This window comes from Aminobacter sp. UC22_36, from assembly GCF_044056035.1.
In the GTDB taxonomy this organism is placed as follows: domain Bacteria; phylum Pseudomonadota; class Alphaproteobacteria; order Rhizobiales; family Rhizobiaceae; genus Aminobacter.
Genome location: NZ_CP171996.1, coordinates 3428270 through 3449887, shown reverse-complemented (window position 1 = coordinate 3449887; position 21618 = coordinate 3428270). Strand labels below are relative to the sequence as shown.

Below are 21618 nucleotides of genomic sequence, written 5' to 3'. Positions count from 1 at the left end.
CAGGCCGTTCAGGCCTCGACTTCGAACACCGCGATCTTGCGCTTGTCGAAGCGGATGGCGAGTTCGCCGCGCACGAGTTTCAGAGCCGCTTCGCCGAACACCGAGCGGCGCCAGCCCTGAAGGGCAGGGACGTCGGCGGCTTCGCCTTCAGCGGCGATGCGGTCGATGTCGTCACCGGAGGCGAGCACCTTGGGGGCGACGCCTTCCTTTTCCGAAACCAGGCGCAAAAGCACCTTCAGCAATTCGGCGGCAGCACTCGAGCCTTCAGGCGGCTGGAATGTCTTGGGCAGCTTGGGCATCTGCTCGCGCGGCATGTCGAGCGCCGCATTGACGACAGCCAGCAGCGCGGTCGCCGATGACGATCGCTCCCAACCTTTGGGCGTGGTGCGCAGCCGCGACAGGGCTGTGGCATCGCGGGGCGCCTGCTGGGCGACCTCGTAGATCGCGTCGTCCTTGAGCACGCGTCCACGCGGCACGTTGCGTTCGCGCGCTTCGCGCTCGCGCCAGGCGGCGACCGCCTGGACGATGGCCAGTTCCTGCGGCTTGCGCAGGCGCATCTTGAGCCGCTTCCAAGCGTCTTCGGGATGCGGATCATAGGTCTCGCGCGAGGTCAGCACCTCCATCTCTTCGTTGAGCCAGTGGGCGCGGTTTTCGCGCTCGAGCTCGGTGACGAGATGGTTGTAGACGTCGATCAGGTGGGTGACATCGGCCAGTGCGTAGTCGAGCTGCTTTTCCGACAGCGGCCGGTGGCGCCAGTCGGTGAAGCGCGACGACTTGTCGATGCGCCCGCCGGTGATCTTCTGGACGATCTGTTCGTAAGAGACGCTGTCGCCAAAGCCGCAGACCATCGCCGCGACCTGGGTGTCGAACACCGGATGCGGGATCAGCCCGCCAAGGTGGAAAACGATTTCGATGTCCTGCCGGGCGGCATGGAACACCTTGGTCACCGCCTCGTTGGCCATCAGCGCAAAGAATGGCTTGAGGTCGAGGCCCGGTGCGAGAGGATCGACCAACGCGGAAACGCCGGGTGCTGCCATCTGAATCAGGCAGAGCTCGGGCCAGAAAGTGGTTTCGCGAATGAACTCGGTGTCTACCGTGACGAAGTTGGATTTTTCGAGAGCGGCAATGACGGTTTCGAGTTCGTCCTGGGTCGTTATTACATGCATAATATTGCTTTTATCAGAACGCGTTATCTTTCCATTTCAGTCGAGCGCCCTTTCGTCAAGCACCTGCACGCCCGAACGGCATGTCTAGGCGTCGTCCCGCCCGTTCGGCGGGCCATTTCGGCCGGCGAGGCGGGAAAAGATGGGAGACGTCCGCAGCAAGGCGATGAAGCGGCCGCGGTGGCCGGCCGGTACCGGTGAGCGCGATCCCATGCGGTAGATAATGACCGCCACGAACACCAGGTAGACAGCTGCGCTGAAGCTGAACAGCGCATGCGGACCGTATTGCTCCATCACGATCGAGGCTACGAACGGTCCGGCGATGGCGCCGACCGAGTAAAACAGCATCAAGGCGGCGTTGATCAGCACGAATTCGCCCTTTTCGGCACGGTCGTTGGCGTGCGCTGCCGACAGTGAATAGAGCGGCATGGCAAACGAGCCGAAGATGAAGACGAATACGAAATTGGTCAGTGGCGAATTGCCGGCGAGGAACACAAGCATCAGCGCCGAGGCCATGGCGCCGATCGTGGTGACGAGCAGCACCATCCGGCGGTCCCAAAGATCGGACATGTAGCCGAGCGGGTATTGGATGAGGGCACCGCCGATGATGCCGACGCTGACGAAGGTGACGACGTCGGTGACCGACAGGCCGATCTGCTCGGCATAGATCGGGCTCAGCGTGCGAAAGGCGCTGTTGGTGATGCCCACGAAGATGCAGCCGATGCTGCCGAGCGGCGAGATCTGCCAGGCGCGCTTGAGATCGAGCTTGACGTCCTCGGGTGGGGTTGGATTGGAGCGGTCGCCGAGTGAGACCGGCACCAGCGACAGGGTGATCATGATCGACATGATGGCGAAGATCGTGAAGCCGCCCGCGCCGAAGACCGGGATCATGAACTGCGCGCCGGTCACCGAGCCGATGTCGATGATGCGGTAGATCGCCAGGATGCGGGCGCGGTCATGGTTGGAGACGCCTGAGTTGAGCCAGCTCTCCATCACGGTGAACAGCCCGGCGAAGCAGAAGCCGGTGGCAAAGCGGATCACCGACCACATCACCGGATCGATGACCAGCACCAGCGTAAGCGTTGCCGAGGCGGCGATGGCGGCGAGTGCGGCGAAGGCGCGAACGTGGCCGACGGCCTTCATGATGCGGGTGATGAAGATGCAGCCGAGCAGGAAGCCCATGAAATAGGCCGTACCCATCAAGCCGATGGTCGACGCCGGAAAGCCCTCCTGTGCGCCGCGCAGCGCAATCAGGGTGCTTTGCAGACCATTGCCGCCAAGCAGGATGCCCGCGGTGACCAGAAGTGGGATGAGGGGACGTATGGAGGACATTCGACAACGCGATAAAAGGTGAGCTGGCTATAGTTAGCCCGTTCGGTCAACGCCAGACAGCCACTGGTGCGACATATTCCGTCGACTGCGCCAACGTCGCCGCCGCAGAGGCGGTTAGCGTGCGCGCCATCCGGCAACAGGCTGGACTGCCAGGGACCAAAGAGGCCGCGATGACGACACTGACCGTCAGCACCCGTATTGACGACGAGACGGCCAGGTTCATCGGCGACGGGCTGAACGGCTACAACTACGAGGCGGGCGGCCCCCACAACGACCAGGATCTCTGGATCGTTGCCCGCAATGACGATGGCGCGGTCGCAGGCGGTCTCAAGGGCTCGTCGGAATATTCATGGCTGTTTGTCGAGTGGCTCTGGGTCAGCAGTGCATATCGCGGCGAAGGACTTGGCAAGCGGCTGCTCGGGCAGGCCGAGGAAACGGCAAAGCAGCGTGGCTGCATCGGGCTGCATCTCGATTCGTACACCTTCCAGGCCCCGGACTATTACAAGCGGTTGGGATATGAGGAGTTCGGCCGCATCGACGATTATCCGGCCGGGCACTCCAGGGTATGGCTGAAGAAGCGCTTTTAGCTCGCCTGGCAAGCGGCCAGGAGTGGCTTTACCTTGACAAAACCGGGTACCCATGCGCTTTTCGCGCCAAATTTCGGCCCGGGCGCATCGGACGCTCCGGCGCCATATGACAACAGCCCGAACCGGAATAATTGCCATGCACCGATACCGCAGCCACACCTGCGCTCAATTGAGGAAATCCGACGTCGGCTCAGCCGTTCGCCTGTCCGGCTGGGTGCATCGCGTGCGAGATCACGGCGGCCTGCTGTTCATCGACATGCGCGATCACTACGGCCTGACCCAGATCGTCGCCGATCCCGATTCCCCTGCCTTCAAGGTCGCCGAGACCGTGCGCGGCGAGTGGGTCATCCGCGTCGACGGCGAGGTCAAGGCGCGCATGGCCGAGTCGGTCAACGGCAACCTGCCGACCGGCGAGATCGAGGTTTTCGCCGGCGAGATCGAGGTTTTGTCGCAGTCCAAGGAATTGCCGCTGCCGGTGTTTGGCGAGCCGGAGTATCCGGAAGACATCCGCCTCAAGTATCGCTTCCTCGACCTGCGCCGCGAGACGCTGCACAAGAACATCGTCGCCCGCACCAAGATCATCGCCGAAATGCGCAGCCGTATGACGGGCGAGGGCTTTACCGAATATTCGACACCGATCCTGACGGCGTCGTCGCCCGAAGGCGCCCGCGACTTCCTGGTGCCGTCCCGCATCCATCCTGGCAAGTTCTTTGCGCTGCCGCAGGCGCCGCAGCAGTACAAGCAGCTGTTGATGGTCGCCGGCTTTGACCGCTATTTCCAGATCGCGCCTTGCTTCCGCGACGAAGATCCGCGCGCCGACCGCCTGCCAGGCGAATTCTACCAGCTCGACCTCGAAATGAGCTTTGTGACCCAGGAAGACGTCTGGAACACGATGGAGCCGGTGATGCGCGGTGTGTTCGAGAAGTTTGCCGACGGCAAGCCGGTCACCCAGCAGTTCCGCCGCATTCCTTATGATACGGCGCTGCGCACCTATGGCACCGACAAGCCGGACCTGCGCAACCCGATCGAGATCCAGCCTGTCACCGAGCATTTCGACGGTTCGGGCTTCAAGGTGTTCGCCGGCATGATCGCCGCCAACCCGAAGGTCGAAGTCTGGGCGATCCCGGCCAAGACTGGCGGTTCACGCGCGTTCTGCGATCGCATGAACTCCTGGGCGCAGGGCGAGGGCCAGCCTGGCCTCGGCTATATCTTCTGGCGCAAGGAGGGCGACAAGCTCGAAGGCGCTGGTCCCATCGCCAAGAACATCGGCGAAGAACGTACCGAAGCGATCCGCCAGCAGCTTGGCCTGTCGGATGGCGATGCCGCGTTCTTCGTCGCCGGCGATCCCAAGAAGTTCGTATCGTTTGCCGGCGCTGCCCGCACCCGCGCTGGCGAGGAACTCAACCTCGTCGACCGCGAGCGTTTCGAGCTGTGCTGGATCATCGACTTCCCGTTCTACGAATGGCTGGAAGAAGAAAAGAAGATCGACTTCGCCCACAACCCGTTCTCGATGCCGCAGGGCGGCCTCGATGCGCTGAACAACCAGGACCCGCTGACCATCAAGGCCTATCAATACGACATGGTCTGCAATGGCTTCGAAATCGCCTCCGGTTCGATCCGCAACCAGTTGCCTGAGCTGATGGTCAAGGCGTTCGAGCTGACCGGCAAGTCGCGCGAAGAGGTCGAAGAGCAGTTCGGTGGCCTTTATCGCGCCTTCCAGTATGGCGCGCCGCCGCATGGTGGCATGGCTGCCGGTGTCGACCGCGTCATCATGCTGCTTGTCGGTGCCAAGAACCTGCGCGAAGTGACGCTGTTCCCGATGAACCAGCAGGCGCAGGACCTGTTGATGAACGCTCCTTCGGAAGCAACGCCCCAACAGTTGCGCGAGCTGTCGCTGCGCGTCGCGGTGGCCAAGAAAGAAGCTTAGGAAGTCCGCGCAAGCGATTCTTTCGACTCGACAAAAAAAGCCCGGCATCGCTGCCGGGCTTTTTCGTTTCAGGCCGTAGCAACCAGGATCAATCCTGGTTGGCGGTTACCGTCAGGCCGAGCGTCTTGGGCAGGTCCTTGGGGTTCGACATACCGCTTGCGGCGAGCAGCGCAAACGGTACCGGCGAGGCCGGCTTGGCAGCGATCTCGATCGACTTGGGGTTGTCGAGATAGGCGGTGACCGCCGAGGTCACCTGGGTCGCCAGTTCGGGATTGTTCAGCTCCATCATCAGGAATGGCACGATCGCCTTGGCCTGGTTGGCGATGTCCTTCGCGGTCATGTTCTGCTGCTTGGCGAGGAATTCGAGCACCTTGTTGGTCACCGAATCGTCGTCGAAGCGAACAGTCGCGCCGTGGAAGGTGAGTTGCTGCATCAGGCCGAGCATGGCGAGGCCCTGGGCCGAGTTATCAGTGCCTTCCGGCTGGGCGGTCATCTTCTTCTGCAGGTCCTGCACCGACTTGAGGAAGTCGACGGTGTAGCCGCCGAGGTCGAAGGTCATGCCCAATGTGCCGGCGTTGTCGACGGTGACATCGTAGCTCGACAGGGCCATGCGGCCGTCGGTCGGCTGCCAGGTGCCTTCCATCTGGAAGTCGCCGGATATGTTCTGATAGCCGAGCGCTTCGATCGCAGCCTTCGACTGAGGGTCTTCGACCAAGGTCAGGTCAGCGGTGAATTTTTCCGCCGAACCGGTGAACTCCATGGCGTTGCCGTCGGCCGGAGGGGTCACTTCAGCCGCGAAGTTGGTCATCTGGAAGGCTTGCTTGTCGCCAATCTTGACGCTGACATTGTCGAGGTTTGCGGTCTCGTACATCAGGAAAGACGCCAGCAAGTCGGTTGAATCAGCGGCCGGCAGCGTCACGTTGCCGATGGTCAGCGGGCTGACGTCGATTTTCGCGGTTCCCTCGGTAACGCTGTAGGGTTCGGTGGTGAGGGTCTCGATCTTGAACCCGCGATTCTCTTCGGTGATGCCGCTGAGCGTGACCTTGCCGATCGAAAGCGGCTTGCCTTCGCCAGCCATCGCGATGCTCGTCCCTTCGAGCACGGCGTTGGACGCGTCGCCCGTCACGCTGGTCCAGCCGAGCGTCAGGTTCTGGGCCGCCAGCACGGACTTGAGTCGTTCAGCGACTGCGGTGGCGTCCTGGGCCAATGCTGCATTGAGCGGAAGCGTGAAGAGAATGGTCGAGAGGGCGAGCTTGCTGAATGCAGAGCGGTGTTGCGTCATCATAGTTCCCTGAGGCTGTGAGGATTCGGTCACGCCTTTCCTGTCCGTCAGGAACTGGACTGGAAAAAGGCATTGTCGCCACAATGGCCGCAATTCGCGCGAAAAGGCAATTGCTGCTTCGCACCACACGCAAGAATGGTGAAGGGTTTGTTCCGATCGCTGCTGCTGCCAAGCTGTGGCGAAATTGTTCGCATGCGTCGCCACAACGCTCTTGCATTCGCCGAATGCCCTTGTCGCGAATCGTCCGTTCAGCTAGTCCAAACCCATGGGAAAAGGGCTTTTGCCGCCCGGAAACGGTAGCGGCGACAATATTGAACCGGTCGATCTGAAGAAGGCGCTCGAAGAGCGCTATCTGGCCTATGCGCTGTCGACCATCATGCACCGGGCACTGCCCGACGTACGCGACGGACTGAAACCGGTCCATCGCCGAATCATGCACGCCATGCGGCTGCTCAGGCTCAATCCGGATCAGGGTTTTGCCAAATGCGCCCGCATCGTCGGCGAGGTCATGGGCAAGTTCCACCCGCATGGCGACCAGTCGATCTATGACGCGCTGGTGCGCTTGGCGCAGGACTTTTCGGTTCGTTACCCCCTTGTCGACGGCCAGGGCAACTTCGGCAACATCGACGGCGATAGCGCTGCCGCCATGCGTTACACCGAAGCGCGGATGACCGAGGTTTCGGTCTCACTGCTCGAAGGCATCACCGAAGACGCTGTCGACTACCGGCCGACCTACAACGAGGAAGACGAGGAGCCTGTCGTCCTGCCGGGCGCGTTTCCCAATCTGCTGGCCAACGGTTCGTCAGGTATCGCCGTCGGCATGGCGACGTCGATACCGCCGCACAATGCAGCCGAGCTGTGCAGCGCCGCCCTCTATCTCATCGACAATCCCGATGCTTCCGTCACCGACCTGATGACCTCGCCGGGCGAGTGGGAGCGCATCAAGGACGATCCCGAGCTGCGTCTCGGTTGCAAGGTGCGCGGCCCCGATTTGCCGACTGGCGGCAGCATCGACGACGACTGGGCTTCGATCGTCAACGCCTACGAGACAGGGCGTGGCGGCTTCCGCATGCGCGCCATGTGGCAGCAGGAAGACCAGGGCAGGGGCACCTGGAACCTCGTTGTCACCGAGATTCCCTATGGCGTGCAGAAGTCGCGATTGATCGAAAAGATCGCCGAGCTTTTGATGGCGCGCAAGCTGCCGCTGCTCGAAGACATCCGCGACGAGTCGGCCGAAGACATCCGCGTCGTCCTGGTGCCCAAGAGCCGCACTGTCGACCCGGGCTTGTTGATGGAATCGCTGTTCAAGCTCACCGAGCTTGAAAGCCGTTTCCCGCTCAACATGAACGTCTTGTCGCGCGGCAAGGTGCCGAACGTGCTGTCGCTCAAGAGCGTGCTGCGCGAATGGCTCGACCACCGCCGCGAGGTGCTTGTTCGCCGCTCCAAGTTCCGTCTCGGCGAGATCGAAAAGCGCCTTGAGATCCTCGGCGGTTACCTGATCGCCTATCTCAACATCGACGAGGTGATCCGCATCATCCGCGAGGAGGATGAGCCCAAGCGCACAATGATGGCGCGTTGGGGCCTGACCGACAATCAGGCTGAAGCCATCCTGAACATGCGCCTGCGGGCGCTGCGCAAGCTTGAAGAGTTCGAAATCCGCAAGGAGTTCGATGCACTCAGCACCGAGAAGAAGCAGATCGAATCGCTGCTGGCTTCAGATGCCAAGCAGTGGGCGACGATCAAGTGGGAAGTGAGCGAGGTTCGCAAACACTATGGTCCCGACACCAAGCTTGGCCGCCGCCGAACTGTCTTTGCCGAAGCGCCCGACCACGACCTGACCGATATCGCACATGCCATGATCGAGAAGGAGCCGGTAACGGTCGTCGTCTCGGAAAAGGGCTGGCTGCGGGCGATGAAGGGGCATCTCGCCGATTATTCGCTGCTCACCTTCAAGGAAGGCGACAGCCTCAAGCTCGCTTTCCATGCCCAGACCACAGACAAGATCCTGGTCTTCACTACTGGCGGCAAGTTCTACACCATCGGTGCCGACCGCCTGCCCGGCGGCCGCGGCCATGGCGAGCCGATCCGCATCATCGTCGACATGGACAACGATCAGGACATCGTCACCGTCTTTGTCCATGAGCCCAAGCGCAAGCTGCTTTTGGTCTCCCATGAGGGCAACGGCTTCACTGTTGTCGAAGAAGAGGTTGCGGCCAACACCCGCAAGGGCAAGCAGGTGATGAACGTCAAGGCGCCTGATGAAGCCAAGCGCTGCATCCCGCTGCAGGGCGACCATCTCGCCATCGTCGGCGAGAATCGCAAGATGCTGGTCTTCCCGCTTGAGCAGATCCCTGAAATGACACGCGGCAAGGGTGTCAGGCTGCAGAAATACAAGGACGGCGGCGTGCTCGACGTGAAGACCTTCACCATGGAGAGCGGGCTTAGCTGGCTCGATTCGGCGGAACGCACCTTCACCAGGTCGCGCGAGGAGCTGATCGAGTGGATCGGCACGCGCGCCACGGCGGGGCGCATGGTTCCCAAGGGTTTCCCGCGCACCGGCCGTTTTGGCTAGGGACGTGACGAGCCATTGAGCGAGTGCAGCGCGGCAAAGTTTTGGTGCGCGGCACCGCATTAGGCTCTATGATCTCCGCATCGGCGTTGAAGTCAGCGCCGGGGCGTTAACACGGGTCCATTTCGGGGCCGAGGAGATCCAGGCCTTTGAACGTGACCAATCCCCGCAAACCGGAGCGAGAGCCGAGGCTGTTCGGCCCATCCCAGCCGATGCGTGCAGCGCTGGTGCCGCCGCTTTCGGCCGCGCGCTGGCTTTTGGTGCTGATCGTCGCCGCGGGCATCTATTTCTTTCATGGCTTCCTGGTGCCGGTGCTGGCAGCCCTGGTCATCGCATTCGCCAGTTGGCCGCTTTATCGCCGGCTTTTGACGGCTGTCGACGGCAACAGGACGATCGGCGCCACGCTGGCGTTGCTGTTCATCGTCGCTTTCCTGGTCGTGCCGATCTCTTTTGCTGCGACCTACGCCGTCAACGAAATCCGCGATTGGGTCGGCTGGGCGGTGGAAACCAATCGGCATGGCGCGGCGACACCGGGATGGATCACCAACTTGCCGGTCGCAGGCGAATGGCTGAACGAGCAATGGACGCGCAATGTCGGCCATCCCGGTGCCATCGGCGAGCTGATCCAGCTCGTCAGCGGCGCCAATATCGGCAGCATCTACCGAGGCGTGCTCGCGTTCGGCGGCAGTGCCTTTGGCATCCTTCTGACGCTGCTGTTCATGTTGATCGCGCTGTTTTTCACCTATCGCGACGGCGAATCCTTCGTCGCCCAGCTCGACCGGCTGGGCGAGCGTATCCTGCCGATGCGCTGGGAGCGTATCTCGCGCGTCGTACCCAAAACGATCAGTGCCACGGTCATGGGCATGACGGTCATTGCCATCGGTGAGGGCGTGGTCCTCGGCGTCGCCTACTGGGTCGCTGGTGTGCCGTCCCCGGTGACATTGGGCGTGATCACCGGCTTCATGGCGCTGATTCCCGGCGGCGCGCCGCTGTGCTTCACGCTGGTGTCGGTCTATCTGGTCGCCAGCGGCTCGCCCGTTGCCGGTGCGGTGCTGTTTGCCTGGGGCGCGACTGAGCTGTTCATCGTCGACAAGACGTTGCGGCCAAAGCTCGTCGGTGGGCCGATCAAGCTGCCGTTCCTGCCGACCTTTTTCGGTCTCATCGGTGGCGTCAAGACAATGGGCCTGCTCGGCCTGTTCATCGGTCCGGTGCTGATGGCACTGCTGGTCGCGATCTGGCGCGAGTGGATTCGCGAGATCGAGCTGACAGACGAAGCGGCGATGCTGGCGGCGGCCAACGCATTGCCGGAGAACGACACCCCCCGCACCATCGAGGCTATTCGCGACAATGTGCCGACCAAGCAGGCCGGGTAGAGCGCGAACTGGCTACAGCAGTCGCGATCTCGACAAAGCTGGCAGGTCTACGCCGGTTGCCTTGCAAGCCTCGCCTTGGCCTTGCGCCTGCGACCCTCGGACAGCTGCCAGGCTGAGTGGGCGACAAGCGTGATGATGAGGATCGCACCGCCGATCAGACTGTTGCGGGTCGGCACCTCGGCGAAGATCATCCACACCCATATCGGCGCCAGCACCGTCTCGAGCAGATAGAACATCGCGACTTCCGGCCCGGAGATGTATTTCGGGCCGTTGGCGAGGCAGAAGAACGAGATCGGCATGATCACCGCGCCGTTGAAGATGATCCACCATGGGGCTTCGACGTGAAAACCGGTCTTGGACACCATGAACGCTGCGACCAGCCCTGGCAGGAGCACACCGACAAGGGCGGTGAAGCCCATGTCCTTGCCGCTGGAGCGCGAAATGGTGATGGCCGATGCGATGCAGAAGGCTGAGCATACAGCCATCAGGTCGCCGAACAGGTGGCCGGTACCGATCGAACTGCTGACAATGATGAGCACGCCGCAGACCATCGCCAGCATGGCGAGCACGGTCGCCGGGCGTGGCCTCTCCCTCAGGAACATCCAGGACAGCACAGCTGAAAACACCGTGTTGAAGGCCAGGATGAAGACCAGGTTGGCTGTCGACGTGTTGTAGACGGCAGTGATGAAAGCGATCGATCCGATGCCGTACAGGCCGGCGACGACCAAACCGGCACGGCCTGGGATGAGCTGCGGCGCGTTGCGGCTGAATGAGCGCCAGACCAGCCAGATGATGATGGCCGCGATGAACGTGGTGCCGCTGCGCATCAGCAGTATCGACCAATGATTGCCGTCGGCGAGCTTGATCAGCGGAATGTCGACGGTCAGCGCCAGGCCGCCGAGGCCGGTCAGCAGCAGACCTTTTGAATGGTTCGATTGCGTGTTTGCCACGTATTTCCCTGCCAGATGGTCGACGGCAGCGTGGAAAACGGGCCGGACGGGCTCAGATGTCGCCTTCGAAACGTTCCCAGCCTTTCATGCCAAGATGTTCCTGAGGTGTGAAGCGTACCTTATAGTTCATCTTGCGCGAACCGTTGACCCAGTAGCCCAGATAGACGTGGGGCAGGCCCATGGCGCGCGCACGGGCAATATGATCGAGGATCATGAACGTGCCAAGCGAGCGTTCGTCCATTTCCGGATTGTAGTAGGAATAGACCATAGACAGGCCGTCCGACATCTGGTCGGTCAGCGCCACCGCCATCAATTCGCCCTGGCCCTGCCCGGTGATGAAGGTATCGGGGCCGCGGCGGCGGTATTCGATCACCTTGGTGACCACATGCGTGTCCTCGACCATCATGGCGTAGTCGAGCACCGTCATGTCGGACATGCCGCCCTTGCGGTGGCGGGCATCGAGATAGGAACGGAACAGCGAATATTGCTCGGTCGAAGGCTCGGCGTCGTGCATGGCGCCGACGAGGTCGGAGTTGCGCTCGATCACCCGGCGCATGTTGCGCGTCGCCTTGAACTCTTGGGCCAGGATGCGGACCGAGACGCAGGCGCGGCAGGTCTCGCAGGCGGGGCGATAGGCGATGTTCTGCGAACGCCGGAAGCCGCCCTGGGTCAGCAGGTCGTTCATCTCCGGCGCCTTGTCGCCGACCAGGTGCGTAAAGACTTTCCGTTCGAACTGTCCCTCAAGATAGGGGCAGGGGGACGGCGCCGTCAGGAAGAATTGCGGAGAATGGGTCGGATGCTGCGTCATCGAGCGTCAGGAAGACTCCCAATCAATGTTCCCTAGCTTGGCGCTGCCGGCGAAAAATTCAACATGAATGTGAAGGCAATCAGACTCTTTGCCTTCACATTTTGGCGCAAGTGCCGGTTTTGACTCGCCGAATGGCAATTTTAGCTGTCGCTGCGGCTGACCACGGTGCCGAGCAGCAGGTCGTGCAGCGTGCGCTTGCGGTCGGAAAACAGCGTGACCAGCAGCACCAGCGGCGTCAGAACGACGTTGCCGGCCCAGAACAGCACCGAGTGAACCACCGCCAGAAGACCATCGATCGGCCTGCCGTCGAGGCGGTCGAGACGGATGCCCATCATGCGCATGCCGGTCGTTGCCTGGTCCGGTCCACCGAGCGTCATCCAGATGTAAAGCAAGGCAACGACGGGAAACAGGACGCCAAACAACGCCCAGCCGAGGCCTAGCGTCAGGATGCCGAGAAAGAAGATGACGATGGCGAAGGGGATCATCAAAAGGCCGACGATCAGATAGTCGATCAGGAACGCCAGGATGCGGCGGGTGCGCACGCCGTCATAGGCGCGGCTGTCGTCGAGCCTGCTGTTGATGATTTCGCCGTCCAGAACGCGTGCGGTCATAGCTTCCTCTATTGGCGGACGAGATTGCCCGCGCAGGAAAACAAATGGGAATTGCAGCGCCGGATTCAAGAATTCTGGCGCGCGCTGGCGCAAATCCGCTCGGGTGCAAGCTCTGCCTCAACCCTTCAGCATCTCGGCAACCTCGGGCGCGAAATAGGTCAGGATGCCGTCGCAACCGGCGCGCTTGAAGGCGAGCAGGCTTTCCAGCATCGCCTTTTCACCGTCGATCCAGCCATTGGCATCAGCTGCCTTGATCATCGAATATTCGCCCGACACCTGGTAGGCGAAGGTTGGCACGCGGAACTCTCCCTTCAGCCGATGGATGATGTCGAGATAGGGCAGGCCGGGCTTGACCATCAGCATGTCGGCGCCCTCGGCGAGATCCTGTTCGGCCTCGCGAACTGCTTCGTCCGAGTTGGCGTGGTCGATGTAGTAGGTCTTCTTGTCGCCCTTGAGCAGGCCCTGCGTGCCGATGGCCTCGCGGTAGGGGCCGTAGAAGGCCGAAGCGAACTTGGTCGCATAAGACATGATCGCCACGTCGTGGAAGCCATTGTCGTCGAGCGCGTCGCGGATGGCGCCGATGCGGCCGTCCATCATGTCGGAAGGCGCAATGATGTCGGAGCCGGCGGCGGCCTGCAGTACGGCTGCGGCTGCCACCTGGGCAACTGTCTCGTCATTGACGATGATGCCGTCGCGCAGGATGCCATCGTGGCCATGGCTGGTGAACGGGTCGAGCGCCACGTCGGTGATGATGCCGATCTCCGGCACGGCCGCCTTGATGGCGCGGGTGGCGCGGTTGATGATGTTGTCGGGCTCGAGGATATGCGCACCGGTCTGGTCGCGCAGGCCCATCTCGACATTGGGGAAGGTCGCGAGTGCCGGAATGCCGAGCTTTGCCGCGCGCTCCGCTTCCTTGACGGCGAGATCGACCGACATGCGGAACACGCCGGGCATCGCCGGAATGATTTCCTTGCGGTTCTCGCCTTCGATGATGAAGATCGGCCAGATCAGATCGTCGACGCTCAGGCGGTTTTCCTGCACGAGGCGGCGCGACCAGTCGGCCTTGCGCATGCGGCGGAGGCGGCGGCTGCCGGTGATCTCGTCGACGCTGCGTGCGCCGGCTGGCTTGGCTGGGGTGAACTTGTTCATCGGCATTCTCCGGCAATGTGCAGTTTTTAGCATGCCGGTTTGCCCAAGACCAAGATGCTGGATGGGACCTGCGGCATTGACGCACCCATGCGCTCCACATTAGCTCTGCACACTCAGCCCGAATGTGAGGGATTCCAGTGGACATGGACTTTGGCGGCGACGACGAAATCCGCTTCGAGCGCTCCGGAGCGGCCGGCGTCGTCACCCTGACGCGACCGCAGGCGCTGAACGCACTGACCCACAAGATGGTTCTTGCGCTGTCGCGGGCGCTCGACGCCTGGCAGGCCGACCGCGACGTGGCGCTGGTCATCGTCAAGGCTGAGGGCAGGGCGTTTTCCGCCGGCGGCGACATCCTGCATGTCTATCACGCCGGTCTCGCCGGTCGCCCGCCAGTCGATTTCTTCGCCGACGAGTACCGGCTCAACGCCCAGATCCAGCGTTTTCCGAAGCCCTACATCTCGTTGATCGACGGCATCGTCATGGGTGGCGGCGTCGGCATCTCGTTTCACGGCTCGCATCGGGTGCTGACCGAAAACGCGCAATTCGCCATGCCCGAAGTCGGCATTGGCTTTTTCCCCGATGTCGGCGGCAGCCATTTGCTGCCCGATCTCGGCGGCTATTTTGGCATGTATCTGGCGCTGACCGGCAACAGGATCCGCTATGGCGATGCGCTGTGGTCGGGCCTTGCGACGCACACCATTTCGGCAGACGGGCAGATCGGGCTTTTGGAGCGCCTTTGCGAAACCGGCGAGTCGGAAGCGGTCCTGCGCAATTTCTTCCGGCCGGCCAAGCGTGAGACCGAGCGCGAAACGCTTGAGGCCATTGCCCGGCATTTCTCCGAACCGACGCTCGCCGGTGTCATTGCAAGCCTCGAAACCGACACGAGCGAGTTCGCCCAAAAGGCGCTTGCGACCATCCTGTCGCGTTCGCCGACCAGCCTATCGGTTGCTTTCCGCCAGGTCAGGGCTGGGTTGACCATGTCGATGGACGATTGCATGCGGATGGAATTCCGCATCCTGAACCGCATGCTGGCCGGTCGCGATTTCTATGAGGGCATCCGCGCCGTGCTCATCGACAAGGGTTCTGTGCCGCAATGGCAGCCTGCGCGGCTTGGAGATGTCGATCCGGCCGACATCGACCGCTATTTCGAAACGCTTGGCGACAGGGAACTTGCCCTGTGAACGACAGCGCAAGCCGTCTCCGCGAGATGCACCCGTCGGCGATCGAGAGCGCCTTCGCCTTGTTCCTGCGCGTGGTGGCTGGCTACTGCCTGCTGTTCGGCATTCTCTACTGGGTCCGCCTCATCGGCGTCTACGACGGTCCGCTCTGGCGCTTCGACCTGATGCCGATTCATTGGCAGGTCGCAGCGGTGACGCTGTCGGTCTTTTTCCCCTTCGCTGCCATCGGCCTGTGGATGTTGTCATCGTGGGGGCCGGTCATCTGGTTCATTTGCGCTGCGACCGAGGTCGTCATGTATGCCGGCTTCCCCAATCTGTTCGGCAGCCGGCCGCTGATCGTCGTCTCCCACATTGTGGTGGCATTGATTTACGCAGCCTTCCGCATTGTCCTGCACCTGAAAAGGCGCCGCGCCGCGCAGTAGCCAACGCTTTCAGCGCGTTGCCGGCCAACCCGTAAAATACAAGGTTAATTATTCTTACTCGGAAGGGCTTTCATTAACCCTCTTTTCGAAACCAGTGCCTGGTAAGCCCTTGTTAAGCCTGACGTTTAAGTCGAATTTTATGGGTATTCGATAAGTTCGCGATCAAGGTGACATCAAACAAAAAAGTCACCAGGCGAAAACAGAGAGGCAAAGACAATGATCAATTCGCGTCAGGTGGCTAAGCCCGCCATGGTTTCCGAGGACCGTAACGAAGCGATCCGCTCGCTTTACATGGAATCGTTGCAGCTGGTTGAAAGACTTCATCGTCGTCTTCTTGACGTTATCAAGGATGAGTTCGACCGCAATGGCCGCAGCGACATCAATGCGATCCAGGCTCTGCTGCTTTTCAACATCGGCAATGCAGAACTGACCGCCGGCGAATTGCGCTCACGCGGCTACTATCTCGGCTCGAACGTCTCCTACAATCTCAAGAAGCTGGTCGAGCTCGGCTTCATCAATCATCAGCGTTCGCGCATCGACCGTCGCTCGGTCCGTGTCAGCCTGACGCCGAAGGGCCAGGACGTGGCCGAAGTGGTCGCCGGCCTTTACGATCGCCATGTCGGCTCGATCGAACATGTCGGCGGCATCAACACCGACGAGTTCAAGCAGATGAACCGCGCCCTGCAGCGCCTCGACCGCTTCTGGAACGACACCATCGCTTACCGCATGTAAGCGTTTCAGCCCGTCAAAAGGAACGACCTCCAGTCGCAGGGCCGGTTGCAGAAATGCACCGGCTCTTCCTTTTTAGCTCAGCGGCAAGCAATAGAAGGTACACAAGCCATGTTGCCGCCATATTCGGATGACTATCGAAAAGCAGTGATGTGCCAGATCTGCCTGTTCGGCCGTCAACAACCCGCGCGAATGAAGTCGCGTTTCACGCGTTGGCGATGTCGGGTTATGGTTGGCTATCGGGTTATGGTTGGCTAATTGTTAAGCATGGCCGTCATATCGTTGCGGGAAAACCTCCTGCCGGTTGAGTTGCGCGAATATGTCTGGAACGCCCCATGAAAACTAGCCGCCGTTTCTTTCTCACCGGTGCCGGCGCGATCGCCATGGCAGCCTTGTCGGGTGCTGCCAGCGCCCAGGATGTGATCGGCGAAGTTCTCGGCTCGTCGCGCCGCGGCAACTGGGACGACCAGTTCGACGCTCGCGTCAGCCAAGGTGCCAAGGTTGCCAGCACGCTGCCCGTGTTCACCCAGCAGACCGCCGCCTTCACCCAGCAGGCGATCGCCCAGTACCAGAACATCGTCGCCCAGGGCGGCTGGCCGGTCGTTCCGGCCACCAAGAAGCTCAGGCTCGGCGTCGAGGATCCCGATGTCCAGGTTCTGCGCAAGCGTTTGATGGTTTCGGGCGATTTGTCGCCGCGCGCTGGCCTTTCCGACTCGTTCGACACTTATGTCGATGCGGCGTTGAAGCGCTTCCAGGCGCGCCATGGCCTGCCGGATGACGGCGTCATGGGCCAGTACACCTATGCGGCGATGAACATCAGCGCCCAGGTTCGCCTCGGCCAGCTCGAGACCAACCTCGGTCGCATCCAGGCTCAGGCCGGCACGCTCGGCCAGCGCTATGTCAACGTCAACATCCCGGCTGCCCAGGTCGAAGCGGTCGAGAACGACCGCGTCGTGCTGCGCCACACGGCGATCGTCGGCAAGGTCGACCGCCAGTCGCCGATCGTCAACTCGAAGATCAACGAGATCGTCGTCAATCCGTACTGGAACGCACCGGTGTCGATCGTCCGCAAGGACATCATCCCGCTGATGCGCAAGAACCCGAACTACCTGACCGACAACAAGATTCGGCTGTTTGCGCCTGATGGCAGCGAAGTCGATCCGATGAATGTCGACTGGTCGACGGAAGAGGCGGCGAAGTACCGCTTCCGTCAGGATCCGGGCGCCAACAACGCTATGGCTTCGGTGAAGATCAACTTCCCGAGCCCGGATGGCGTCTACATGCACGACACGCCGCAACAGAGCCTGTTCGGCAAGCTGATGCGCTTCGATTCCTCGGGCTGCGTCCGCGTCCAGAACGTGCGCGACCTCGTCACCTGGATCCTGCGCGACACGCCGGGCTGGAGCCGCTCGCATTTCGAGCAAGCCATCAAGTCGGGCGAAAATACACCGGTCCCTGTCACCAACCCGGTGCCGGTCTATTTCACCTACGTCTCGGCATGGTCGACCGGCGATGGCGTCGTCCAGTTCCGGGACGACATCTATGGCCGCGACGGCGTCGACGAGCTGCAGATCACCTCGGCGCTCTGAACGAGCCGCAACGACCAATCGAAAGGCCGCCCCTCGGGGCGGCCTTTTTCGTTGCAGTTGCCTTTTGGCGCAAAGCGACCACGAAATTTCGCGCGGCAAACGTGGCGACGCTGGGGCAAGTGTGTTAATGCGCGCCGAACCTCCCCGATGCCCCTCCGGACAGCAAGGATCTTTCGCCATGGCCGCTTCGAAACAACTCGAATCCTTTTTTGGAACCCCGCTTTCGGAGGCCGATCCGGAAATCTTCGGCTCGATCCGCAATGAGCTTGGCCGCCAGCGCCACGAGATCGAGCTGATTGCCTCGGAAAATATCGTTTCCCGCGCCGTTCTCGAGGCGCAGGGCTCGATCATGACCAACAAATATGCCGAGGGTTATCCGGGCAAGCGCTACTATGGCGGCTGCCAGTTCGTCGACGTTGCCGAGGAACTCGCCATCGAGCGCGCCAAGAAGCTGTTCGACTGCAAATTCGCCAACGTCCAGCCCAACTCCGGCAGCCAGATGAACCAGGCGGTGTTCCTGGCTCTGCTGCAGCCGGGCGACACCTTCATGGGCCTCGACTTGAATTCGGGCGGTCACCTGACCCATGGTTCGCCGGTCAATATGTCCGGCAAGTGGTTCAAGGTCGTCTCCTACGGCGTGCGCAAGGACGACAATCTGCTCGACATGGACGAGGTCGCGCGCTTGGCCCGCGAAAACAAGCCGAAGCTGATCCTTGCCGGCGGCACCGCCTATTCCCGCATCTGGGACTGGAAGCGCTTCCGCGAGATCGCCGACGAAGTTGGCGCCTATCTGATGGTCGACATGGCCCATATCGCTGGCCTGGTTGCCGGCGGTGTGCATCCGTCGCCGCTGCCGCACGCCCATGTCGTCACCACCACCACCCACAAGTCGCTGCGTGGCCCGCGCGGCGGCATGATCCTGACCAATGACGAGGACATCGCCAAGAAGATGAATTCGGCGGTGTTCCCCGGCCTGCAGGGCGGCCCGCTGATGCATGTCATCGCCGCCAAGGCAGTGGCCTTCGGCGAGGCGCTGAAGCCCGAGTTCAAGACCTACGCCGCCAATGTCGTCGCCAACGCCAAGGCACTGGCCGCGAGCCTCAAGGACACCGGCCTCGACATCGTTTCGGGTGGCACTGACAACCATTTGATGCTGGTCGACCTGCGCCCCAAGAACGCCACCGGCAAGCGCGCCGAAGCAGCCCTGGGCCGCGCCAACATCACCTGCAACAAGAACGGCATTCCCTTCGACCCGGAAAAGCCCTTCGTCACCTCGGGTGTCCGTCTCGGCACGCCGGCTGGCACGACCCGCGGCTTCGGCGAGGCCGAGTTCCGCGAGATCGGCCAGTTGATCACCGAAGTGCTTGACGGGCTTAAGGTCGCCAATTCCGACGAGGGCAATGCCGCCGTCGAGGCTGCCGTCAAGCAGAAGGTCGTCAGCCTGACCGAGCGCTTCCCGCTCTATCCTTACCTCGGCTAGCCGAATGAGCCGGGATAGGCTCTCGGACTTCCGCAACTGATTGGAGCTCCACCCTGGCAAATCCGGGGTGGGGCTCTTGCTTTTTGGTCGGGAGAGATCGCCGAAAGCTGACTGCGCCTGTCCCGATCATGGTTCCGATTTCCCGGGCGATGGGTTAAGCCTTTTCCGGTCGAGGATTCGAATGACAAGGCTGAACGATGCGTTGCCCATATTGCCAGTCTGAAGACACGCAGGTGAAGGACTCTCGTCCGGCAGAAGATGGCGCCGCAATCCGCCGCCGGCGCATCTGTCCGGTCTGCGGCGGCCGCTTCACCACCTTCGAGCGCGTCCAGCTGCGCGACCTCGTCGTGCTCAAGAAGACCGGCCGCAAGGTGCCGTTCGACCGCGACAAGCTTGCGCGTTCGGTCGAGATCGCGGTGCGCAAGCGCAATGTCGATCCCGAACGCATCGAACGCGCCGTGACTGGCATTGTTCGCCAGCTCGAAAGCTCCGGCGAAACCGAGGTTCCTTCCGGCGAGATCGGCCGCCTGGTGATGGAGGCGCTGAAGACGCTCGACGATGTCGCTTATGTGCGTTTCGCCTCGGTCTATCGCAATTTCCGCGAGGCCAAGGATTTCCACGACGTGCTGGGCGAACTCAAGGGCGACGAGGACGCCGGTTGAATCATGGCCAGCAGCAGTGCATCCCAGCAAGACAGGATTGATTGCCGCTACATGGCAGCCGCTCTCAGGCTGTCGCGCAAACACCTCGGCCTGACCTCGACCAATCCTGCCGTGGGCACATTGATCGTTCGCGATGACGGCAATGGCCCGGTCATCGTCGGTCGCGGCGTCACCTCCATTGGCGGGCGACCGCATGCCGAAGCCGAGGCACTTGCCGAGGCGGGAGAACTGGCGCGCGGCGCCACTGCCTATGTCACGCTTGAGCCCTGTGCTCACCATGGCCGCACCCCGCCTTGCGCCAACGCACTGGTCACTTCAGGCATTACTCGTGTCGTCGGAGCGGCCAGCGATCCAGATCCGCGTGTTTCCGGCAAGGGTTATGCGATCCTTCGCAGTGCCGGCATCGATGTCAGGGAGGGCGTGCTGGCCCGCGAGGCCGCCGATCAGCTCGCCGGCTACATGAATCGCTCCCTGAGGAAGCGCCCGGAAGTGATTCTGAAGCTTGCGCTTTCCGCTGACGGCATGATCGGCCGCCGCGGCGAGGGGCAGATCGGGATCACCGGCGAGATCGCCCGGCGCCAGGTCCATATCATACGTGCCGAAACCGACGCGATCCTGATCGGCATCGGTACCGCGCTTGCCGATGATCCCGAGCTGACGGTACGCCTACCCGGTCTCCGAAGCCGCTCGCCGGCCCGCATCGTGCTCGACAGGCTCGCGCGACTTCCTGTGGCGTCGAAGCTGGCGCGATCGGCACATGACGTTCCGGTGCTCGTTGCCGCATGTGCCGAAAGCAGCACCATGAACAGGGCCGAGCTCGAGCGAGCGGGAGTGAAGCTGCTGGCTACCGAGTCGTTTGACGGTCGCGTCGCTCTTCCCGAATTGCTTGAGGATCTGGGCAATCAAGGCATGTCGCGGGTCATCGTCGAAGGCGGCGCGGATACGGCGCGGGCCTTTCTCGAAGAGGAACTCGTCGACCGCATCATGCTTTTCTACGGCCCCGAGGCGATTGGCGCCGATGGCATTGCAGCCCCGATCGGCCGCGACCATATACCGGCAGGGTTCAGCCTGATGCGCGAGGCGCGCTATGGCGAGGACACTTTTGCCGAATGGATAAGGGAAATCTGATGTTTACCGGGATCGTTACCGACGTCGCCACAGTTGCGTCCGCAGCGCAGCTCGACCAGGGCGTGCGCCTGCGCATCGACACGGCCTATGACCCCAAGACGATCGACATCGGTGCTTCGATTTCCTGCTCCGGTGTTTGCCTGACGGTGGTCACGCTACCTGAAGCAACGTCCAACGCCCGCTGGTTCGAGGTCGAGGCCTGGGAAGAGGCGCTTCGACTGACCACAGCCAGCGACTGGGCTGCCGGCCGAAAGATCAATCTCGAACGCGCGCTCAAGATCGGCGACGAGCTCGGTGGCCACATCGTTTCGGGCCATGTCGACGGCATGGCCGAGATCGTCGCGCGCGAGGATGAAGGCGAGGCGGTACGCTTCCGCCTGGAGGCGCCGCGGGACCTGGCAAGGTTCATCGCACCCAAGGGTTCCGTCGCGCTCGATGGCACCTCGCTGACTGTCAACAAGGTCGAGGGCACGCGTTTCGACGTTCTGCTGATCCACCATTCGTTGCAGGTTACCACCTGGGGCGAGCGCAAGGTCGGCGACCGGGTCAATCTCGAGATCGACACCATGGCGCGTTATGCTGCGCGTCTTGCCGAGGCGGCCAGGCAAGGGCTCTGACGCGGAGCGCAGCTGCGGGTCGGTCGGCAGCGGTTTCCTGCCACAGTGCTTAACACTTCGCT

19 protein-coding genes are annotated in these 21618 nt (G+C 62.0%); 12 read left to right on the top strand and 7 right to left on the bottom strand.

Annotated elements, in window-relative coordinates:
* Nucleotides 1-8 precede the first annotated feature (8 nt).
* The gene (rnd, locus tag ACHMW7_RS20370) at nt 9-1166 is read right to left on the bottom strand and encodes a ribonuclease D (protein ID WP_395447315.1); all 1158 of its coding nucleotides are present in this window, start codon (nt 1164-1166) and stop codon (nt 9-11) included.
* Nucleotides 1167-1250: 84 nt separating this feature from the next.
* Nucleotides 1251-2495 (bottom strand): MFS transporter, encoded by a 1245-nt coding sequence (locus tag ACHMW7_RS20365; RefSeq protein WP_395447314.1) that lies wholly within the window; start codon nt 2493-2495, stop codon nt 1251-1253.
* 170 nt (nt 2496-2665) lie between these two features.
* Between ACHMW7_RS20365 and ACHMW7_RS20360 the strand changes: the two genes are divergently transcribed.
* Both ACHMW7_RS20360 and aspS read left to right on the top strand, forming a co-directional pair.
* Nucleotides 2666-3082 carry a GNAT family N-acetyltransferase gene (locus ACHMW7_RS20360; RefSeq protein WP_395447313.1) on the top strand — a complete coding sequence of 139 codons (417 nt, stop codon included), beginning with the start codon at nt 2666-2668 and terminating at the stop codon, nt 3080-3082.
* 136 nt (nt 3083-3218) lie between these two features.
* A complete protein-coding gene (gene aspS / locus ACHMW7_RS20355; protein WP_395447312.1) occupies nt 3219-5009 on the top strand; it encodes an aspartate--tRNA ligase in 1791 nt (596 codons plus the stop codon).
* A gap of 88 nt (nt 5010-5097) precedes the next feature.
* On the opposite strand, the gene ACHMW7_RS20350 is transcribed toward aspS, so the two are convergent.
* On the bottom strand, nt 5098-6291 hold the full coding sequence (locus ACHMW7_RS20350) for a hypothetical protein (RefSeq protein ID WP_395447311.1): 1194 nt from the start codon (nt 6289-6291) through the stop codon (nt 5098-5100).
* Between the two features lie 265 nt (nt 6292-6556).
* Between ACHMW7_RS20350 and parC the strand changes: the two genes are divergently transcribed.
* Nucleotides 6557-8863 (top strand): DNA topoisomerase IV subunit A, encoded by a 2307-nt coding sequence (gene parC, locus ACHMW7_RS20345; protein WP_395447310.1) that lies wholly within the window; start codon nt 6557-6559, stop codon nt 8861-8863.
* 209 nt (nt 8864-9072) lie between these two features.
* On the top strand, nt 9073-10233 hold the full coding sequence (locus tag ACHMW7_RS20340; protein ID WP_395451382.1) for an AI-2E family transporter: 1161 nt from the start codon (nt 9073-9075) through the stop codon (nt 10231-10233).
* Nucleotides 10234-10280: 47 nt separating this feature from the next.
* Here the strand turns inward: ACHMW7_RS20340 and ACHMW7_RS20335 are convergent, their stop codons facing one another.
* The 4 genes from ACHMW7_RS20335 to hemB all read right to left on the bottom strand — a co-directional run bounded on the left by ACHMW7_RS20335 (nt 10281) and on the right by hemB (nt 13751).
* The gene (locus tag ACHMW7_RS20335; protein ID WP_395447309.1) at nt 10281-11183 is read right to left on the bottom strand and encodes a DMT family transporter; all 903 of its coding nucleotides are present in this window, start codon (nt 11181-11183) and stop codon (nt 10281-10283) included.
* Between the two features lie 52 nt (nt 11184-11235).
* On the bottom strand, nt 11236-11991 hold the full coding sequence (locus tag ACHMW7_RS20330) for an arginyltransferase (RefSeq protein ID WP_395447308.1): 756 nt from the start codon (nt 11989-11991) through the stop codon (nt 11236-11238).
* A 140-nt stretch (nt 11992-12131) separates the two neighbouring features.
* Complete coding sequence (locus ACHMW7_RS20325) at nt 12132-12602, bottom strand: RDD family protein (RefSeq protein WP_395447307.1); 471 nt, start codon at nt 12600-12602, stop codon at nt 12132-12134.
* Nucleotides 12603-12719: 117 nt separating this feature from the next.
* Complete coding sequence (gene hemB, locus ACHMW7_RS20320) at nt 12720-13751, bottom strand: porphobilinogen synthase (RefSeq protein WP_395447306.1); 1032 nt, start codon at nt 13749-13751, stop codon at nt 12720-12722.
* A 143-nt stretch (nt 13752-13894) separates the two neighbouring features.
* On the opposite strand from hemB, the gene ACHMW7_RS20315 reads away from it, so the two are divergent.
* The 8 genes from ACHMW7_RS20315 (at nt 13895) to ACHMW7_RS20280 (ending at nt 21556) form a co-directional block, all read left to right on the top strand.
* Nucleotides 13895-14932: an enoyl-CoA hydratase/isomerase family protein gene (locus ACHMW7_RS20315; RefSeq protein ID WP_395451381.1), complete on the top strand. Its 1038-nt coding sequence runs from the start codon at nt 13895-13897 to the stop codon at nt 14930-14932.
* Between the two features lie 26 nt (nt 14933-14958).
* Nucleotides 14959-15351, top strand: a complete 393-nt coding sequence (locus ACHMW7_RS20310; protein ID WP_395451380.1) for a DUF6163 family protein — start codon at nt 14959-14961, stop codon at nt 15349-15351.
* A gap of 216 nt (nt 15352-15567) precedes the next feature.
* Nucleotides 15568-16083 (top strand): transcriptional regulator LdtR, encoded by a 516-nt coding sequence (ldtR, locus tag ACHMW7_RS20305; protein ID WP_109576855.1) that lies wholly within the window; start codon nt 15568-15570, stop codon nt 16081-16083.
* A gap of 332 nt (nt 16084-16415) precedes the next feature.
* On the top strand, nt 16416-17669 hold the full coding sequence (locus tag ACHMW7_RS20300) for a murein L,D-transpeptidase (protein WP_395447305.1): 1254 nt from the start codon (nt 16416-16418) through the stop codon (nt 17667-17669).
* 178 nt (nt 17670-17847) lie between these two features.
* A complete protein-coding gene (gene glyA, locus ACHMW7_RS20295) occupies nt 17848-19149 on the top strand; it encodes a serine hydroxymethyltransferase (RefSeq protein WP_214385015.1) in 1302 nt (433 codons plus the stop codon).
* Between the two features lie 197 nt (nt 19150-19346).
* Nucleotides 19347-19811, top strand: coding sequence for a transcriptional regulator NrdR (gene nrdR / locus ACHMW7_RS20290; RefSeq protein WP_214385016.1), 465 nt, complete (start codon nt 19347-19349; stop codon nt 19809-19811).
* Nucleotides 19812-19814: 3 nt separating this feature from the next.
* Nucleotides 19815-20939: a bifunctional diaminohydroxyphosphoribosylaminopyrimidine deaminase/5-amino-6-(5-phosphoribosylamino)uracil reductase RibD gene (gene ribD, locus ACHMW7_RS20285; protein WP_395447304.1), complete on the top strand. Its 1125-nt coding sequence runs from the start codon at nt 19815-19817 to the stop codon at nt 20937-20939.
* Nucleotides 20939-21556: a riboflavin synthase gene (locus ACHMW7_RS20280; RefSeq protein ID WP_395447303.1), complete on the top strand. Its 618-nt coding sequence runs from the start codon at nt 20939-20941 to the stop codon at nt 21554-21556. The genes ribD and ACHMW7_RS20280 overlap by 1 nt, the downstream gene beginning before the upstream one ends.
* Nucleotides 21557-21618: the final 62 nt, after the last annotated feature.

Coding starts and splice junctions, on each gene's coding strand:
- ldtR (WP_109576855.1), top strand. CDS start 15,568: ATGATCAATTCGCGTCAGGTGGCTAAGCCCGCCATGGTTTCCGAGGAC.
- aspS (WP_395447312.1), top strand. CDS start 3,219: ATGCACCGATACCGCAGCCACACCTGCGCTCAATTGAGGAAATCCGAC.
- ACHMW7_RS20330 (WP_395447308.1), bottom strand. CDS start 11,991: ATGACGCAGCATCCGACCCATTCTCCGCAATTCTTCCTGACGGCGCCG.
- glyA (WP_214385015.1), top strand. CDS start 17,848: ATGGCCGCTTCGAAACAACTCGAATCCTTTTTTGGAACCCCGCTTTCG.
- ACHMW7_RS20360 (WP_395447313.1), top strand. CDS start 2,666: ATGACGACACTGACCGTCAGCACCCGTATTGACGACGAGACGGCCAGG.
- parC (WP_395447310.1), top strand. CDS start 6,557: ATGGGAAAAGGGCTTTTGCCGCCCGGAAACGGTAGCGGCGACAATATT.
- hemB (WP_395447306.1), bottom strand. CDS start 13,751: ATGAACAAGTTCACCCCAGCCAAGCCAGCCGGCGCACGCAGCGTCGAC.
- ACHMW7_RS20365 (WP_395447314.1), bottom strand. CDS start 2,495: ATGTCCTCCATACGTCCCCTCATCCCACTTCTGGTCACCGCGGGCATC.
- ACHMW7_RS20350 (WP_395447311.1), bottom strand. CDS start 6,291: ATGACGCAACACCGCTCTGCATTCAGCAAGCTCGCCCTCTCGACCATT.
- ACHMW7_RS20310 (WP_395451380.1), top strand. CDS start 14,959: ATGCACCCGTCGGCGATCGAGAGCGCCTTCGCCTTGTTCCTGCGCGTG.
- rnd (WP_395447315.1), bottom strand. CDS start 1,166: ATGCATGTAATAACGACCCAGGACGAACTCGAAACCGTCATTGCCGCT.
- ACHMW7_RS20325 (WP_395447307.1), bottom strand. CDS start 12,602: ATGACCGCACGCGTTCTGGACGGCGAAATCATCAACAGCAGGCTCGAC.
- ACHMW7_RS20280 (WP_395447303.1), top strand. CDS start 20,939: ATGTTTACCGGGATCGTTACCGACGTCGCCACAGTTGCGTCCGCAGCG.
- ACHMW7_RS20340 (WP_395451382.1), top strand. CDS start 9,073: ATGCGTGCAGCGCTGGTGCCGCCGCTTTCGGCCGCGCGCTGGCTTTTG.
- ACHMW7_RS20315 (WP_395451381.1), top strand. CDS start 13,895: ATGGACTTTGGCGGCGACGACGAAATCCGCTTCGAGCGCTCCGGAGCG.
- nrdR (WP_214385016.1), top strand. CDS start 19,347: ATGCGTTGCCCATATTGCCAGTCTGAAGACACGCAGGTGAAGGACTCT.
- ribD (WP_395447304.1), top strand. CDS start 19,815: ATGGCCAGCAGCAGTGCATCCCAGCAAGACAGGATTGATTGCCGCTAC.
- ACHMW7_RS20300 (WP_395447305.1), top strand. CDS start 16,416: ATGAAAACTAGCCGCCGTTTCTTTCTCACCGGTGCCGGCGCGATCGCC.